12 protein-coding genes and 1 tRNA gene are annotated in these 16946 nt (G+C 66.5%); 9 read left to right on the forward strand and 4 right to left on the reverse strand.

Annotation, left to right across the window (positions count from 1 at the left end; translation table 11 throughout):
* Window positions 1–135 precede the first annotated feature (135 nt).
* Complete coding sequence (galU, locus tag PL79_RS05965) at window positions 136–1023, forward strand: UTP--glucose-1-phosphate uridylyltransferase GalU (RefSeq protein ID WP_044843833.1); 888 nt, start codon at window positions 136–138, stop codon at window positions 1021–1023.
* A gap of 503 nt (window positions 1024–1526) precedes the next feature.
* On the opposite strand, the gene PL79_RS05970 is transcribed toward galU, so the two are convergent.
* On the reverse strand, window positions 1527–2645 hold the full coding sequence (locus PL79_RS05970) for an acyltransferase family protein (protein WP_044843834.1): 1119 nt from the start codon (window positions 2643–2645) through the stop codon (window positions 1527–1529).
* A gap of 268 nt (window positions 2646–2913) precedes the next feature.
* Here PL79_RS05970 and PL79_RS05980 point away from each other — a divergent pair, with 268 nt between their 5' ends.
* Window positions 2914–3363, forward strand: coding sequence for an HU family DNA-binding protein (locus PL79_RS05980; protein WP_011548077.1), 450 nt, complete (start codon window positions 2914–2916; stop codon window positions 3361–3363).
* Window positions 3364–3987: 624 nt separating this feature from the next.
* On the opposite strand, the gene PL79_RS05985 is transcribed toward PL79_RS05980, so the two are convergent.
* From PL79_RS05985 to PL79_RS05995, 3 genes are all read right to left on the reverse strand, one after another.
* Window positions 3988–4461, reverse strand: a complete 474-nt coding sequence (locus PL79_RS05985) for a VOC family protein (protein ID WP_044843835.1) — start codon at window positions 4459–4461, stop codon at window positions 3988–3990.
* 478 nt (window positions 4462–4939) lie between these two features.
* Window positions 4940–6097: a porin gene (locus tag PL79_RS05990; RefSeq protein WP_044843836.1), complete on the reverse strand. Its 1158-nt coding sequence runs from the start codon at window positions 6095–6097 to the stop codon at window positions 4940–4942.
* 422 nt (window positions 6098–6519) lie between these two features.
* Window positions 6520–7452 (reverse strand): YihY/virulence factor BrkB family protein, encoded by a 933-nt coding sequence (locus tag PL79_RS05995; RefSeq protein ID WP_044843837.1) that lies wholly within the window; start codon window positions 7450–7452, stop codon window positions 6520–6522.
* 139 nt (window positions 7453–7591) lie between these two features.
* Between PL79_RS05995 and fdnG the strand changes: the two genes are divergently transcribed.
* The 7 genes from fdnG to PL79_RS06030 all read left to right on the forward strand — a co-directional run bounded on the left by fdnG (window position 7592) and on the right by PL79_RS06030 (window position 16816).
* Window positions 7592–10663 (forward strand): formate dehydrogenase-N subunit alpha, encoded by a 3072-nt coding sequence (fdnG, locus tag PL79_RS06000; protein WP_135800977.1) that lies wholly within the window; start codon window positions 7592–7594, stop codon window positions 10661–10663.
* A 10-nt stretch (window positions 10664–10673) separates the two neighbouring features.
* Entirely contained in the window at window positions 10674–11588 is a 915-nt protein-coding gene (fdxH, locus tag PL79_RS06005; protein ID WP_044843840.1) for a formate dehydrogenase subunit beta, read from the forward strand.
* Window positions 11585–12211, forward strand: a complete 627-nt coding sequence (locus PL79_RS06010; protein ID WP_044843841.1) for a formate dehydrogenase subunit gamma — start codon at window positions 11585–11587, stop codon at window positions 12209–12211. The genes fdxH and PL79_RS06010 overlap by 4 nt, the downstream gene beginning before the upstream one ends.
* 107 nt (window positions 12212–12318) lie before the next feature.
* Entirely contained in the window at window positions 12319–13254 is a 936-nt protein-coding gene (gene fdhE / locus PL79_RS06015; RefSeq protein WP_185733814.1) for a formate dehydrogenase accessory protein FdhE, read from the forward strand.
* Between the two features lie 73 nt (window positions 13255–13327).
* Entirely contained in the window at window positions 13328–14767 is a 1440-nt protein-coding gene (selA, locus tag PL79_RS06020) for an L-seryl-tRNA(Sec) selenium transferase (RefSeq protein WP_044843843.1), read from the forward strand.
* The gene (gene selB, locus PL79_RS06025; RefSeq protein ID WP_044844001.1) at window positions 14764–16689 is read left to right on the forward strand and encodes a selenocysteine-specific translation elongation factor; all 1926 of its coding nucleotides are present in this window, start codon (window positions 14764–14766) and stop codon (window positions 16687–16689) included. The genes selA and selB overlap by 4 nt, the downstream gene beginning before the upstream one ends.
* 31 nt (window positions 16690–16720) lie before the next feature.
* A tRNA-Sec gene (locus PL79_RS06030) sits at window positions 16721–16816 on the forward strand.
* The last annotated feature ends 130 nt before the right edge of the window (window positions 16817–16946 follow it).

The raw sequence follows: 16946 nt of genomic DNA on the forward strand, positions 1-16946 counted from the left end.
CATGGGCAATCGGTTCATATCGAAAATGAGCGGAGTGGAATTGGCCGTGCCGCCGGTTCTCGATATGCCGTTCGGAAAACAATCGCGCCACGTCGTCCAGCGACGCGGCGCAGTCAACGCAATCAGGATGCGAACATGTTGAAAGTCACCAAGGCCGTGTTCCCCGTCGCCGGTCTCGGCACGCGGTTCCTCCCGGCAACGAAGGCGAGCCCGAAGGAAATGCTGCCCGTCGTCGACAAGCCGCTGATCCAGTACGCGGTCGAGGAAGCGATCAACGCCGGTATCACCGAGATGATCTTCGTGACCGGGCGCAGCAAGCGCGCGATCGAGGATCACTTCGACAAGTCGTACGAGATCGAGGCCGAGCTCGAGGCGCGCGGCAAGGAAAAGCTGCTCGAACTCGTGCGCGGCATCAAGCCGAGCCACGTGAACTGCTTCTACGTGCGCCAGCCGGAAGCGCTCGGCCTCGGCCATGCGGTGCAGTGCGCGGAGAAGCTCGTGCACGGCGAGCCGTTCGCGGTGATTCTCGCCGACGACCTGCTGCATGGCGAACAGCCGGTGCTCAAGCAGCTCGTCGACGTGTTCGACCACTATCACAGCTCGGTGATCGGGGTCGAGACGATCCCGCGCGAGGACAGCCGCTCGTACGGCGTCATCGAAGGCCGCGAGTGGGAAGAGGACATCATCAAGCTGTCGGGCATCATCGAGAAGCCGGCGCCGGAAGACGCGCCGTCGAATCTCGGCGTGGTCGGCCGCTACGTGTTCATGCCGACGATCTTCGATCACCTGCGCAAGCTCAAGCCGGGCGCGGGCGGCGAACTGCAGCTCACCGACGCCGTCCAGTCGCTGCTCGCGCACGAACAGGTCCTCGCGTATCGCTACTACGGCACGCGTTTCGATTGCGGCAGCAAGATCGGGTACCTCAAGGCGACCGTCGAACTCGCGCTCCAGCATCCGGAAGTGAGCCGCGAATTCGAGGCGTACCTGCGTACCTGCCTGCCCGCGCTGGCTGCTGTCGCATAAGCAGCCGCGCTGCTCCGCTGTTTCAGGTGGTGGTTGTTCCGTTGGCCCCGGCTGCCTTGTGCGCCGGGGCTTTTTTGCGTGCATTCGCCGCGCAGGCGTGGGCCGGCGGGTGATCCGCGGTGCTGAATCCGGGCGGCGTCGAACGGGTGCGTGCGCGACGATTCACGTGTGCCGCCGGACGGCGATGCCGGTTCGCGTACACGTTGCGCGGTGTTGCGCGGTGCGTCGGATCCCGGACACCGTGGCGATGAAACCGGTGCCGACGCGCTGGTTGCGTGCGGCCTGACGAGCGGTGGTCGGGCGGTGCGATAGCCGTCGGCGTGCCGGGTGAGCGAGTCGATTTGCAATGGCGTTCGATCGCGCATCCCCATGCCGCGGGGAATCGTCGGTCGGCCGATGTCACGCGCGTCTCGAACCAATGGGCGAACCGGGCCGATGGCCGCACCGTTTCGGCGCGCGGCATCGCCGGCCCCGACGCACATGTTCCAGTTGCGGTGCTCCGCTCAGCGCGGCGACGTGCCCGGCCGTGCGACGAAGTACCGGGCCAGCATCGCGGCGATCGGCTTCTTGAAGTCGAGCAGGCGTTTTTCCAGATAGCGCCACGACAGATGTGCGAGCAGCACGGCGAGCGCGAACTGCAGCAGTTCCGGCAGCACGTCCCGGGCGATTGCGGGCATCGGCACGCGCGCGAACAGCGTGGGCATCTCGCCGAGACGTGCCGGAATCAGGTTGTGGAACAGGTAGAAGCCGTAGCTGATCGTGCCGAGATAGACGAGCGGCGCCCAGTCGAGCAGTGCCACGGCCGGGTGGTCGGGTTCGGTGACGATCCACAGCATCAGTGCGCCGAGCGACGCGGACAGGCCGAGATCCGTGAGCCCCGTGACGACGTCCGGCAGCGTCGTGAGCGCGGGCAGCGCGAGGAAGAACGCGACGCCGGCGGCGCCGAGCCAGCCGGGCGGAATGCGGCGGACGACGTCCTGGCCGCGATCGGCGAGCGCCATTGCGCCGACGCCGCCCAGCGCGATCAGCGCGAAATTCCACGGGGAAAACGCGTAGATCAGCACCGGCGATGCGTCGAGCGCGTAGAGCGCGAGATGCGCGAGCGCGCACAGCGCGACGGCCGCGACGCCGAGCGCGACGTGGCGCGCGGCCGGCACTGCGAGCAGCGTGAGCGGCGCGATCAGATAGAACTGCTGCTCGACCGCGAGGCTCCAGAAGTGCGACGTGGAGCCTGGCCAGCCGTCCTTGACGACGCCGATCCAGTAGTTCGACAGGAACGTGGCGTGCCACGCGAGCCCGAGATTGACGCCGCGCTGGTAGAACAGCGCGTGCGCGATCGCGAGCGCGGCGAGCAGCAGGTAGTAGACGGGAAAGATCCGCAGCGCGCGCTTCGCGAGGAACAGCGCCAGCGCATGGCGGCGCGTCATCGTGCCGCTCTCGATTGCCTGACGGTTGCGATGCAGTTCGCCGACGATCAGGAATCCGCTGATGAAGAAGAACGTCCACACACCGAGCTTGCCCACGTCGACAGCGAGGACGTGGCCCTTGTGGGACAGGAAAACGAGGATGACGGCGAGGGCTCGCAGGCCGTCGAGTCCTTTGACGTATCTGACTTCGCGCATGAAGGCATCCGGGGCACTGAGCGAGGTCAGTATAGGCGCGCAAATATCGAACGTAATTCGCGTTCGGACGCGTGTCGACGTATACGTGAAGGCGTTTTTCGTTGCTCGAGCGTCGGCGAAGTCGGTCGCGCGCAACAAAACCTGCGGGAAACCCCGCGAAAACGCATAAAAGTACTGCACGAAGCGTCACGGCGCTTGTAGAATCCGGCGTTGAAGCGCGCGCGTTGCACGCTTCGTGTATCCAACGACCACACCTGGTAGGAGAAACATGGCGACTTCCGCAAAAAAGGTGGCCAAGAAGGCTGCCGCACCGGCCACCAAGAAAGTGGCTGCCAAAAAGGCTGCGCCCGCGAAGAAAGTAGTGGCCAAGAAGGCTGTCGCGAAGGCAGCACCGGCCGCTCCGACGCCGCTGAAGGACAAGTTCACGAAGGCATCGCTCGCAACGCACATCGCTGAGCGTGCAGCTGTCGAAGTGAAGGCGGTCAAGGCAGTGCTCGTCGCGCTCGAGAACGTCGTGCTGGGCTCGGTCCACAAGAAGGGCGCAGGCGAGTTCACGCTGCCGGGTCTGCTGAAGATCACGGCGCAAGTCGTGCCGGCGAAGAAGAAGCGCTTCGGCAAGGATCCGTTCACGGGCGAAGAGCGCTGGTTCCCGGCAAAGCCGGCCAGCGTGCGCGTGAAGGCACGTGCGCTGAAGAAGCTGAAGGACGCGGCTGCGTAATGCCGCGTAACGGTCGCCGATTGCAGGTCGGCGGCCGTTGCGATGTCCGACGATCCCCGTACGCGAAAGCGTACGGGGATTTTTATTGCGCCGCGCAAATCGAGCAGCCGCGTCGGCATCGCACTGCGCGGATACGGCATGACGTGACGCGCATCCTGTGTCGCGGGCCGCTTGCGCGGATGGCCGGATCGTCGTGTTCGTGCCGGCGCGCGGTCTTGCATCGCTGCGCATTGCGCGTGTGTCGCGCGAGTCTCGCGCGAGTCTCGCGTGATGAACGCAGCGATCGTTCCCGTCGGGATCGCCGACCAGGCGACTGCCGCGTGTGCGTCGATCGAGCGGCATCCCGGCGCGATGCCGCAGGCGATGCATCCGTTCGGGTTCGGCTCGGCACGCGACGGCGCGCAGCGACATCGACCTGCGGGTGACGGTCGCCGCGTTCGTGCGCTACGCGCGACGGATTGTCGAAGCGATGCTGTCGAAGTAGCGTCGCACGAGCGCCCGCTGCCCGCGATTGCGTCGCGGCGCGATGCAATCCGGTGGGCGCACGCGGTCGTGCGCGAACCGCACGCGCTGCACGTGCGTGCCGCATGTCCGCGCAAAGGGCGCGCAGCGTCCGTGACTTCGTCAGCCCGCCGTGCCGGCGTATGCGGCCTTCAGCGCGGCGACGTCGAACTTCGTCATCTGCATCATGGCAGCGGCCACGCGCGCCGCCTTGACCTCGTCGCGGTCGGCCATCATCGGAATCAATGCGTCGGGCACGATCTGCCACGAGACGCCGAAGCGGTCACGCAGCCAGCCGCAGCCGTCGGCCGTGCCGCCGTTGTCGAGCAGCGCGCTCCAGTAGCGGTCGAGCTCCGCCTGGTCGGCGCAACTGATCATCAGCGAGATCGCATGGTTGAACGTCTCGGTGCGCGGGTGGCTCATCGCGATGAACGGCTGCCCGAACAGCTCGAACTCGACCATCCGGGTGCCGCTGGTGCCGGCGACCGCCGTGACGCGCACGACGCGCGAGTCCGGGAAAATGCCCGCATAGAAGGCCGCGGCTTCTTCGGCTTCCGTCGAGTACCAGAGGAACGGCGTGATCTTCTGAATCGTCATGGAGCGTCTCCTGTCGGGTGTGTCGGTGAGGAACGGGGCAATCTGCGTGCCGCCATCGATACGACGGACGAAGGCCGTCGAAATCGACACGTCGAAGCATAGTGCTTCGCGTCGCGGTATCGAAATCGGCAGGGTGGACACACATGCGTCCGTTGCGGCGCCGGATCCTCCAGGCGCGCGTCAGCAGGAATATGGGAGCGCGGTGGTAGCCAGTGCGGCATGCGCCTGACCGGCCGTATGCCGCGGTCTGACAATGCAGGGTATCCGCATGCCTTCGGACACGCTTCCGGCGCGCGACAGGCGGCCCAGGCGCCGCTCCCGGCCGGTCGCCGTACCCACGGTGCCGGCCACGGTCGCCGCTCGCCACGGCGCCGCCGGCAACGGACGAAAAAAAACCAGCCACGGCCGAAACCGGTGACTGGTTTTGCAGTTCGGCGGCACGGCGTCGGAGACGCCATGCACACCGGAAACGTACTTCTTAGAACTTGTGGCGAATGCCGAGTGCGACCAGTTCGGCCGAGCTCTTGCCGGCGAAGCCGTACGAAGCGATCGACGCTTGCGCGCTTTGCTGCACGCCGTCGACGAGCTGCGTGCCGCTCGCGTGCTGGTATGCGCCAACCAGGTAGATGTCCGTGCGCTTCGACAGCGAATAGTCCGCGCCGATGCCGACCTGGTGGTACTTCGCGCTCGTGTCGCCGGTTGCCTTCGTGTACGAGTAGCCGAGGCCCAGCAGCAGCGGCGGCGTGACCTGGTACGTCACGAACGCGCGGCCCGTGTTGTACTTTTCGGTCGAACCGAAGCCCGAGAATGCGTCCGGCTTGTACTGTGCGTTGCTGTAGCCGAGGCCGAACGTCACCGGGCCGAGTGCGTACTGGCCTGCGACTTGCGCGATCGCGATCGACTTCGCCGTTGCGTAACCCGAGTTGATCGGGCCGTCGAAGATCGCGTCGGACGTCGTCGAACCCCAGCCTGCGCGGCCGACAGCCGTCGTCGGCGACGGGTTGGCTGCGTAGAAGTAGCCTGCTGCAACGCCGACCGGGCCGTTGTTGTAGGCAGCTGCGACCGACCACGTCTGGCCCGAGCCCGTCTTGCCTGCGACGCCGCCGAGGGCGTACATGCCTTCGACCTGGAAGCCTGCCCAGACCGGCGACGTGTACTTGATTGCGTTGCTGACGCGCAGCGAGTTGTCGTTGTTGTCGACGTCGCCCGGCGTTGCCATCACGCTGCCGAAGTAGTTGTCAGCCGTGACTGCCTGGACCAGGTCGACCAGCGGGTCGTACTGGCGGCCGAGCGTCAGCGTACCGTACTGGGCGCTCTCGAGGCCGACGTATGCCTGACGACCGAACATGCGACCGCCCTGGTTCAGGTGGCCCGTGCCCGGATCAAAACCGTTTTCCAACTGGAAGATCGCCTTCAGGCCACCGCCGAGGTCTTCAGCACCTTTCAGGCCCCAACGGCTGCCTTGCAGGTTGCCCGACAGCATTTGCCACGAGTTGTTGGCTTGGCCGTCGTTGCCGTGGACCCATGCGATCGACGTATCGATCACGCCGTACAGCGTCACGCTCGACTGAGCGTGAGCAGCGCCAGCGGCGCCCAGCAGGGCGAGCGAGAGGGTCGAGAGTGCGAGTTTCTTCATCGTTGAGTATCTCCACGCAAATGATTCGTCATTCATTATTTGTTGCGGATTGGAGAATAGCTCAGTGCCATACCTGCAAGAAAGCTTAAAAAATAAAGTGTCTCGAAAAGGTAACAGCGAGAAAAAGTCTATATATATCAAGCACATCAAGGACTGTTCCTCTTTTTGAAATAGTTGACAATTGCTGCGCCGCGATTGTTGCAGCGGTTGGTGCGTTCGGCAGCGGAGGGGCGGGTTTGGCCGGTTGACGCACGGAAATCGAGGTGTGCAAACGTTTGCCGTTGCAGCATGCGTCGCGCGCTGATGCAAAGAACGCATCAACGCGCGGCGGCCGGGGTGGGTTGCGGAAACGAAGGCAGTCGCGTAGGGCGACGATGAGGCGCGCGCGACGCGCGGCCGCGCGGGAAAAAATACGTGGGGATTCAGTTGCCGCCTGAGCGATCGGCGGCGCGATCCGTCGGCGCGGACGCAGCCGGGACGTTGCCGTTGCGGCGATGCGCATCGCCGCGCGCGGCCGCGAATTCCGCGCCGAGCAGCAGCACGGCCGCCGAGAAGTACAGCCACATCAGCAGGACCGCGAACGATCCGGCCGCGCCGAACGCACTGGCCGTGCCCGCGCGCGCGAGATACAGCGCGAACAGCTTCTTGCCGCCGGAGAACAGGATCGCGGACACGATCCCGCCGATCGTCGCGTCGTGCCATGCGACGCGCGCATCGGGCAGGAACTTCATCAGCGCGGCGAACGCGCCCGCGAGCACCGCGATGCCGACGAAGAACTGCAACAGGTTGGTGATCGCGACATACGGTGAATCGCCGAGCAGCCAGGTGCCGATGAACGTGATCGCGGTATCGAGCACGAGCGACACGATCAGCAGGAACGCGACGCCGAGCACGAGCCCGAACGAAATGAGCCGCACGCGCACGAGCCCGAGCATGCTCGACCAGCGGCTTTCCGTACTCGGCCAGATCACGGAGAGCGCGGTGTTCAGCGACGCGAACGTCGCCGACGCGCCGATCGCGAGCGCGGCGAACGAGATCAGCGTCGCGATGCCGCCGCGCTGGCCCGCGCGATGCGCGTTCTGCACGATCGTCTGGATGCTGGCCGCCGCATCGTCGCCGATCAACTGGTGGGCCTGCTCGAACACCTGGCCGCGCGCGGCGTCGTCGCCGTAGAACCAGCCGGCCACGGCGATCACCATCACGAGCGTCGGCGCGAGCGAGAACGCCGAGAAGAACGCGATGCTCGCGGCCATCGCCGAGCAGCGGTCGGAGGAGAAGCGCCTGAACGCGTTGAGCGCCCAGTTGGCCTGTTGTTGCGCGAGGCGGGTCGCCTCGGACGTGATCTGTCGTTTCATGACGGTTCGGTTGTGCGTTGAACGCAGGACATCGGTGGATCGGCAAATCGGTATTGATCCGACGAATCGATCATAGTTGCCTGAACTGTCTATAATTCCTTTCAGTTTCACCCCACCCCACAAAAACGCCGAGACCATCATGCTACAAATGTCCCGGCGCCAGTTCCTGAAGGTGACGGCCACGTCGCTTGCCGGATCGAGTCTTGCCCTGCTGGGCTTTTCTCCAACGGAAGCGCTCGCCGAGGTCCGACAGTACAAGCTGGCGCGCACAGTCGAAACGCGCAACACCTGTCCTTATTGTTCAGTGGGTTGCGGCATCCTGATGTACAGCCTCGGTGACGGCGCGAAGAATGCGCAGCCGAGCATCATCCATATCGAAGGCGATCCCGACCATCCCGTCAATCGCGGCACGCTGTGCCCGAAGGGTGCGAGCCTGATCGATTTCATCCACAGCCCGAACCGCCTGACGCACCCCGAGTATCGTGCGCCCGGCTCGGACAAGTGGGAACCCATCTCTTGGAACGACGCGCTCGACCGGATCGCGAAGCTGATGAAGGCCGACCGCGACGCGAACTTCGTCGAGACGGCGGAAGACGGCGCGAAGGTCAACCGCTGGCTGACCACCGGCATGCTGGCTGCGTCGGCGGGCAGCAACGAAGTCGGTTACCTCACGCACAAGACTGTCCGCAGTCTGGGGATGCTCGCATTCGACAATCAGGCGCGTGTCTGACATGGCCCGACGGTGGCAGGTCTTGCCCCGACGTTTGGCCGTGGAGCGATGACGAACCATTGGGTCGACATCAAGAACGCGGACGTGATTCTCGTGATGGGCGGCAATGCAGCCGAGGCCCATCCGTGCGGTTTCAAGTGGGTGACGGAGGCGAAGGCGCACCGCAAGGCGCGGCTGATCGTCGTCGACCCGCGCTTCACGCGTACGGCCTCGGTGGCCGACTACTACGCGCCGATCCGCACCGGCACCGACATCGTCTTCCTGGGCGGTGTGATCAACTATCTGCTGACGAACGACAAGATCCAGCATGAGTACGTGAAGAACTACACGGACTTCTCGTTCATCGTGCGCGAGGATTTCGCGTTCAACGACGGCATCTATTCCGGCTACGACGCCGAGAAGCACGCGTATCCGGACAAATCGAGCTGGGACTACGAGCAGGGCGACGACGGCTTCGCGAAGGTCGACCCGACGCTGCAGCATCCGCGCTGCGTGTACAACCTGCTGAAGCAGCACTACGCGCGCTATACGCCGGACATGGTCCAGCAGACCTGCGGCACGCCGAAGGAGAAATTCCTGAAGGTGTGCGAGATGCTCGCGACGACGGCCGTGCCAGGCCGCGCCGGCACGATCCTGTACGCGCTCGGCTGGACCCACCATTCGGTCGGCGCGCAGATGATCCGCACCGGCGCGATGGTGCAGCTGCTGCTCGGCAACATCGGCATCGCCGGCGGCGGGATGAACGCGCTGCGCGGCCACTCGAACATCCAGGGCTTGACCGACCTCGGGCTGATGTCGAACCTGCTGCCGGGCTACATGACGCTGCCGATGCAGGCCGAGCAGGATTTCGACGCCTACATCAAGAAGCGCGTGCAGCTGCCGCTGCGGCCGAACCAGCTGAGCTACTGGAAGAACTACAAGGCGTTCCACGTCAGCTTCATGAAGTCGTGGTGGGGCGACGCCGCGACCGCCGAGAACAACTGGGCCTACGACTACCTGCCGAAGCTCGACAAGCAGTACGACCTGCTGCAGGCGATCGAACTGATGAATGCCGGCAAGATGAACGGCTACATCTGCCAGGGCTTCAACCCGCTCGCGGCGGCGCCGTCGAAGGTGAAGACGGCGGCCGGCCTCGCGAAGCTGAAGTGGCTCGTGATCATGGATCCGCTCGCGACCGAGACGTCCGAGTTCTGGAAGCATCACGGCGACTACAACGACGTCGATGCGTCGAAGATCCAGACCGAGGTGTTCCGGCTGCCGACCACGTGCTTCGCGGAGGAAAACGGCTCGCTCGTCAGTTCGAGCCGCGTGCTGCAATGGCACTGGAAGGGCGCGGAGCCGCCGGGCGACGCGAAGAGCGACCTCGAGATCATGTCGGGGCTGTTCCTGCGCATGCGCAAGATGTACCAGGCGGACGGCGGCAAGTATCCGGACCCGATCGTGAACCTGACCTGGCCGTACGCGAACCCGGAAAGCCCGACGCCCGAAGAGCTCGCGATGGAGTTCAACGGCCGTGCGCTCGCCGACCTGCCCGACCCGAAGGATCCGGCCAAGACGCTCGTGAAGAAGGGCGAGCAGCTCGCCGCGTTCGCGCAGCTGAAGGACGACGGCACGACCGCGAGCGGCTGCTGGATCTTCTGCGGCGCCTGGACGCAGGCCGGCAACCAGATGGGGCGGCGCGACAACTCGGACCCGACCGGCATCGGCCAGACGCTGAACTGGGCGTGGGCCTGGCCGGCCAACCGGCGGATCCTGTACAACCGCGCATCGTGCGACGTCGCCGGCAAGCCGTTCGACCCGACCCGCAAGCTGATCGGCTGGAACGGCAGCGCGTGGAAGGGCCCCGACATTCCGGACTTCAAGGCGGACGAACCGCCCGAGAACGGGATGGGGCCGTTCATCATGAACCCGGAAGGCGTCGCGCGCTTCTTCGCCCGCGCGGGGATGAACGAAGGTCCGTTCCCCGAGCACTACGAGCCGTTCGAGACGCCGCTCGCGGCGAACCCGCTGCACCCTGACAACCCGCAGGCGCTGAACAACCCGGCTGCCCGCGTGTTCCCGGACGACCGGGCGTCGTTCGGCAAGGCATCGGAGTTCCCGCACGTCGCGACGACGTACCGGCTGACCGAGCATTTCCACTACTGGACCAAGCATGCGCGGCTGAACTCGATCATCCAGCCCGAGCAATTCGTCGAGATCGGCGAAGACCTCGCGAAGGAAGTCGGCGTCGCGCACGGCGATCGCGTGAAGGTGTCGTCCAAGCGCGGCTACATCGTCGCGGTCGCGCTCGTCACGAAGCGGATCAAGCCGCTGACGATCGAGGGCAAGAAGGTCCAGACGGTCGGCGTCCCGTTGCACTGGGGCTTCAAGGGTCTGACGAAGCCCGGCTATCTCGCCAATACCCTGACTCCGTCCGTAGGCGACGGCAACTCGTACACACCGGAATTCAAGTCGTTCCTGGTGAAGGTCGAAAAGGCGTAAGGGGGAAGAGATGGCATTGCAATCGCTGGATATCAAGCGCGTCTCGGCCACCACGACGCCGCCGCCCACGGCGCGCGAACCGGTGACCGGGAGCGTCGCGAAGCTGATCGACGTATCGAAGTGCATCGGCTGCAAGGCATGCCAGACGGCATGCATGGAGTGGAACGACCTGCGCGACGAGGTCGGCACCAACGTCGGCGTGTACGACAACCCGGCCGACCTGTCGGAGCACTCGTGGACGGTGATGCGCTTCGCCGAATACGAGAACCCGGCGGGCGACCTCGAGTGGCTGATCCGCAAGGACGGCTGCATGCACTGCGAGGATCCGGGCTGCCTGAAGGCGTGTCCGTCGCCGGGCGCGATCGTGCAGTACAACAACGGGATCGTCGATTTCCACGAGGAGAACTGCATCGGGTGCGGCTATTGCGTGACCGGCTGCCCGTTCAACGTGCCGCGGATCTCGAAGAAGGATCATCGCGCGTACAAGTGCACGCTCTGTTCCGATCGCGTCGCGGTCGGCCAGGAGCCGGCCTGCGTGAAGACCTGCCCGACCGGCGCGATCGTGTTCGGCACCAAGGAGGACATGAAGCAGCACGCGGCCGAGCGGATCGAGGACCTGAAGGAGCGCGGCTTCGAGCATGCGGGGCTGTACGACCCGCAGGGCGTCGGCGGTACGCACGTGATGTACGTGCTGCACCACGCCGACAAACCGTCGCTGTACCACGGGCTGCCCGACAATCCGTCGATCAGCCCGATGGTGAAGCTGTGGAAGGGCATCGCGAAGCCGCTCGCGGTCGCCGGCCTCGCGCTGACCGCGCTGGCCGGGTTCTTCCACTACACGCGGATCGGTCCGAACGAGGTCAGCGACGAGGAAGAAGCCGCCGCCCGCGACGAGGCGCGACGCATCAAGGAGGACGCAAAATGAAGCACGACGACCCCAACCTGATCGTCCGCTACACGCCGAACGAGCGCACGAACCACTGGATCACCGCGATCACGTTCGTGCTGCTCGCGCTGTCCGGGCTCGCGCTGTTCCATCCGTCGATGTTCTGGCTCACCGCGCTGTTCGGCGGCGGCCAGTGGACGCGGATCCTGCATCCGTTCGTCGGTCTCGTGATGTTCGTGTCGTTCGCGATTCTCGTGGTGCGCTTCTGGCATCACAACACGCTCGACGCGGACGACCGCCAATGGCTGAAGCAGATCGGCGACGTGCTGACCAACCAGGAAGACAAGCTGCCGCCCGTCGGGCGCTATAACGCCGGACAGAAGCTGCTATTCTTCACGTTGGTGGCGTGCCTGCTACTGCTCCTGCTGTCGGGGATCGTGATCTGGCGGCGCTACTTCTCGTTCTACTTCCCGATCGGGGTGATCCGCGCGGCCGCTGTCGTGCATGCCGTGGCGGCCTTCGTGCTGATCGCGAGCATCATCGTGCACATTTACGCGGCGTTGTGGGTGAAGGGCTCGATCGGGGCGATGGTGCGCGGCACCGTCACGCTGGGCTGGGCCCGCAAGCATCACCCGAAGTGGTTCCGTGAAAGCGTGAAATAACGCAGTGGAGCGGGGCGGCTCGCCGATCGCGGCGGGCCGTTCCGTCAGCCGTCGGAATCGCCTGAAGCGCCGACCTGTCGGCGCTTGTTTATTTGGAAGACATTTTCGTGACACAACGCATTCTCGAACCGACCGAGATTTCGGCGCTCGATCATTCGGCCATTCCGCGCTTTCGCCTGCCGGAGCGCGGCACCGCGTTCGCCGCGCGTGCCGCCCGGCTGCGCAAGCTTGCCGACCTGAACCCGATCAGCGGCTACCTGCGGCTGATGGCGACCGTTGCCGACGCGCAGCACGCGACGCTGCAGGCGCTGGAACTGCCGCTGCCGTCGCCCGAAGCGATCGCACGCGCGCAACAGCATTCGATGCCCCTCGTGCCGGCGCTCGACGGCGAGCGCAACCCGCAGTGGCGGGCCGTGCTGTACGAACTGCTCGATCGCGTCGAAAGCGCCGGGCTCGTCAATCCGTCGCTCGCGAAGCTGCTCGACCGGCTGCGCCTGATGGCGCCCGCCGAACTCGACGCGCAGGCCGACGCGATCCTCGCGTTGCGCTTCGCCGAAGTCGACCCGGCCACCGCGCCGTTCCTGATGGCCGCGCTGCAGGTCGTCTGGACCGATCTCGCGAGCCGCGTGGCACCGGCCGACGTCCCGTATCTCGACCAGCCGGGGCTGTGCCCCGTGTGCGGCACGCATCCGGTCGCGAGCGTCGTGCGCGTCGGCGGCCAGTACCAGGGCTACCGTTTCCTGCAGTGCGGGCTGTGCACGACCGAGTGGCACATGGTGCGCACGAAATGTTCGCACTGCGATTCGACCAAGGGCATCGCCTATCACGGGATCGAAGGCGGCAGCGAAGCCGTCAAGGCCGAGTCGTGTGACGAATGCAAGACCTATCGCAAGATCGGCTACCAGGAGAAGGACTACGAGTTCGAGCCGCTGGCGGACGATCTCGCGAGCCTCACGCTCGACCTGCTGATGAACGAAGCCGGCTACCAGCGCAGTTCGCCGAACCCGCTGCTGTGGCCGGACATGTCGCGCGAAGCGGAATGACGGTACGGAGCCGGGGCGCGCGCGAGCGCCGGCGCCGGCTGCCTGCCGCGCATGGAATTGGAGCCACCATTACGTGACCGAACCGGGTTTGAATGAACTGAATGCCGTCCTCGCACGCGTGCCGTCGGTGGAGCGCGTGCTGACGTCGGCGCCGCTGCAGCCGCTGCTCGCCGACTATGGACGTACGCGCGTGCTGAACGCGGTGCGCGCCGAACTCGAACGCTGGCGCACCGCCGCGCAGCAGGATCCGCCGGCGGCCGGGCCGCTCGACGAGCCGCGCATCGCGGCGGCCGTCGCCCGCACGCTGGCCGCGCAGAGCGCGGGCGCCGTGCGCGCGGTGTTCAACCTGACCGGCACCGTGCTGCACACGAATCTCGGGCGCGCGCTGTTGCCCGACGACGCGGTGCGCGCGGTGGTCGACGCGCTCACGCAACCCGTCAACCTCGAATTCGACCTCGCCACCGGCCGCCGCGGCGACCGCGACGACCTGATCGACGATCTGCTGTGCGAACTGACCGGCGCGGAAGCCGCGACCGTCGTCAACAACAATGCCGCGGCCGTGTTGCTCGTGTTGTCGGCGCTTGCGCCGAAACGCGAAGTGATCGTGTCGCGCGGCGAACTCGTCGAGATCGGCGGCGCGTTCCGCATTCCCGACATCATGAGCCGTGCGGGTGCGAAACTGCGCGAGGTCGGCACCACCAACCGCACCCATCTGCGCGACTACGCGGACGCGATCGGTCCGCGCACGGCGATCCTGATGAAGGTGCACTGCAGCAACTACGCGATCAGCGGCTTCACCAAGGAAGTGACGCTGGCCGAACTCGCGCCGCTCGCGCGCGAGCACGGCCTGCCGGTGGCGGTCGACCTCGGCAGCGGCACGCTCGCCGATCTGTCGCAATGGGGCCTGCCGCACGAGACGACCGTGCAGGAAACCGTCGCGGCCGGCGCGAACCTCGTCACGTTCAGCGGCGACAAGCTGCTCGGCGGGCCGCAGGCCGGGCTGATCGTCGGCGATCGCGCGCTCGTCGCGAAGATCAAGAAACATCCGCTCAAGCGCGCGCTGCGCGTCGGCAAGCTGACGCTCGCCGCGCTCGAACCCGTGCTGAGGCTGTACCAGGCGCCGGAATTCCTGCGCGAGCGGCTCACCACGCTGCGTCTGCTGACGCGGCCGCAGCGTGACATCGCCGAGGCCGCCGAGCGCGTGCGTCCGGCGTTGCAGGCCGCGCTCGGCGGCGGCTTCGACGTGCAGGTCGAGCCGATGTTCAGCCAGATCGGCAGCGGTGCGCTGCCGGTCGACCAGTTGCCGAGCGCCGGGCTCGTCGTGCGCACGCCGGATGGCAAGCGCGGCGGCCGTGCGCTCGCGCAGCTCGAGAAGCGGTTGCGCGAATGGCCGCGCCCGGTGATCGGCCGCATCGCCGACAATGCGCTGCGGCTCGACCTGCGCTGCCTCGAAGCGGCGGACGAAGCGGCATTCGTCGCGCAATGCGTGCAGGCCGCGGGGCCGGCTGCATGATCGTCGGTACCGCGGGACACATCGATCACGGCAAGACGACGCTCGTGCGCGCGCTGACCGGCGTCGACACCGACCGCTTGAAGGAAGAGAAGGCGCGCGGCATCTCGATCGAGCTCGGCTATGCGTATACGCCGCTCGAGAACGGCGACGTGCTCGGCCTGATCGACGTGCCGGGCCACGAGAAGCTGATTCATACGATGGCGGCCGGTGCGAGCGGGATCGACTTCGCGCTGCTCGTGATCGCCGCCGACGACGGCGTGATGCCGCAGACCCGCGAGCACCTCGCGATCCTGCAACTGCTCGGCGTCGCGCATGGCGTGGTTGCGCTGACGAAGTGCGATCGGGTCGACGCCGCGCGCCTGTCGGCGGTGCGCGACGAGATCGCCGCGTGGCTGCACGGCTCGACGCTCGATGGCGCGCCGATCTTCGAGACCTGCGCGACGCGCGAGGACGATCCGGGCGTCGCTGCACTGAAGCGTCATCTCGCCGATGCGGCACTCGCGTGGCGTGCGCGCCGCGACGACGGCCTGTTCCGGCTCGCGGTCGATCGCGTGTTCACGCTCGCCGGGCAGGGGACCATCGTGACCGGCACCGCGTTCGCGGGCCGCGTGGCGACCGGCGACACGCTCGCGGTCGTGCGCACCGGCGGCGCGGCGCGCGTGCGCAGCATCCATGCGCAGAACCGGCCGGTCGACGCGGGCCGCGCGGGCGAGCGCTGCGCGCTGAACCTGGCCGGCGTCGACCGTGCGGACGTCGAGCGTGGCGACACCGTCGCGGATGCGCGGCTCGTCGCGACGTCGCCGCGTCTCGACGTCGAACTGACGCTCCTGGCCGATGCGGGGCTCACGCTGACGCACTGGGCGCCGCTACACGTGCATCTCGGCACGCTGCATCGCGTCGCGCACGTCGCGCTGCTCGACGGCGATACGCTCGCGGCGGGCCACACGATGCGCGTGCAACTGGTGTTCGACGAACCGGTGTTCGCGCTGCCGGGCGATCGCTTCATCGTCCGCAATCCGCAGGCGACGCGCACCGTCGGCGGCGGTCGTGTGCTCGATCCGTTCGGTCCTGCACGCAAGCGTCGCACGCCTGCGCGCCGCGCATGGCTCGACGCACTGGCGGCGTGGCTCGACGAAGGGCGGCTCGATGCGCTGCTCGCGCAGGCGCCGCTCGGGATCGCACGCGCGATGCTCACGCACCTGACGGGCTTCGCGCCCGACGTGCTGGCGTTGCCGGACGACGCACTGGCGATCGGCCAGCGCGAGCGCGCGTCGAACGACGGCACGGTGATCGCGCGAGTGCACTGGGACGCGCTGCAGGCGCGGGCGATCGATACGCTGCACGCGTATCACGAACGCGTGCCGGACGAGCAGGGGCTCGATGCGGCGCGCCTGCGGCGGATGGCGGCGCCGCTCGTCGGCGATGCGCTGTGGCGTGCGTTGGTCGATGCGCTGGTGGACGGCGGTGAGGTTGCGCGAAGCGGGCCGTGGCTGCATCTGCCGTCGCATTCGGTGAGTTTCGATGCGCGCGAGGAAGCGCTGGCGCAGCAATTGCTGCCGCTGATTCATGCGGGGCGTTTCGATCCGCCGTGGGTCCGCGATCTGGCGCGCGACACGGGCGCGCAGGAGGAGGCCGTGCGCACGCTGTTGCGCAAGCTCGCGCGGCGCGGCGACGTGCATCAGGTCGTGCGCGACCTGTTCTATCACGCGGATGTCGTGCGCGAACTGGCCGGGCTGGTCGCGCATCTCGCGCCGGCGCGCGGCGGCGGGCTCGACGCGGCGACGTTTCGCGACGCGACGGGGCTCGGCCGCAAGCGCGCGATCCAGATTCTCGAGTTCTTCGATCGGGTTGGGTATACTCGCTTCCACCGCGATCTTCACTTCCTGCGGCCTGACAGCGGTTGGGTGGGTGTACAGGCGTAGGCGCTCGTCGTTCTTTGGTTTTTTTCCCCACGGAAGGCATTCGTATCCGGTGGTACGGCCGGGCTTCAAATCCGGTTAGGGGCGTCAGACGCTCCTGGGTAGGTTCGACTCCTGCTGCCTTCCGCCACAAGGGTTACAAGATTTTGGTGCTCCGGGCAGTCTTTCCACGGCGGAACATCGAAATTTACGCAGCGAGCGATGGCGGCAATATCCGCTTTGGGAAGTGCGCCGGGCCGATTTGTGCCGCGTTCGAGTCC

It is taken from the genome of Burkholderia sp. USMB20 (genome assembly GCF_000949135.2).
GTDB lineage: Bacteria > Pseudomonadota > Gammaproteobacteria > Burkholderiales > Burkholderiaceae > Burkholderia.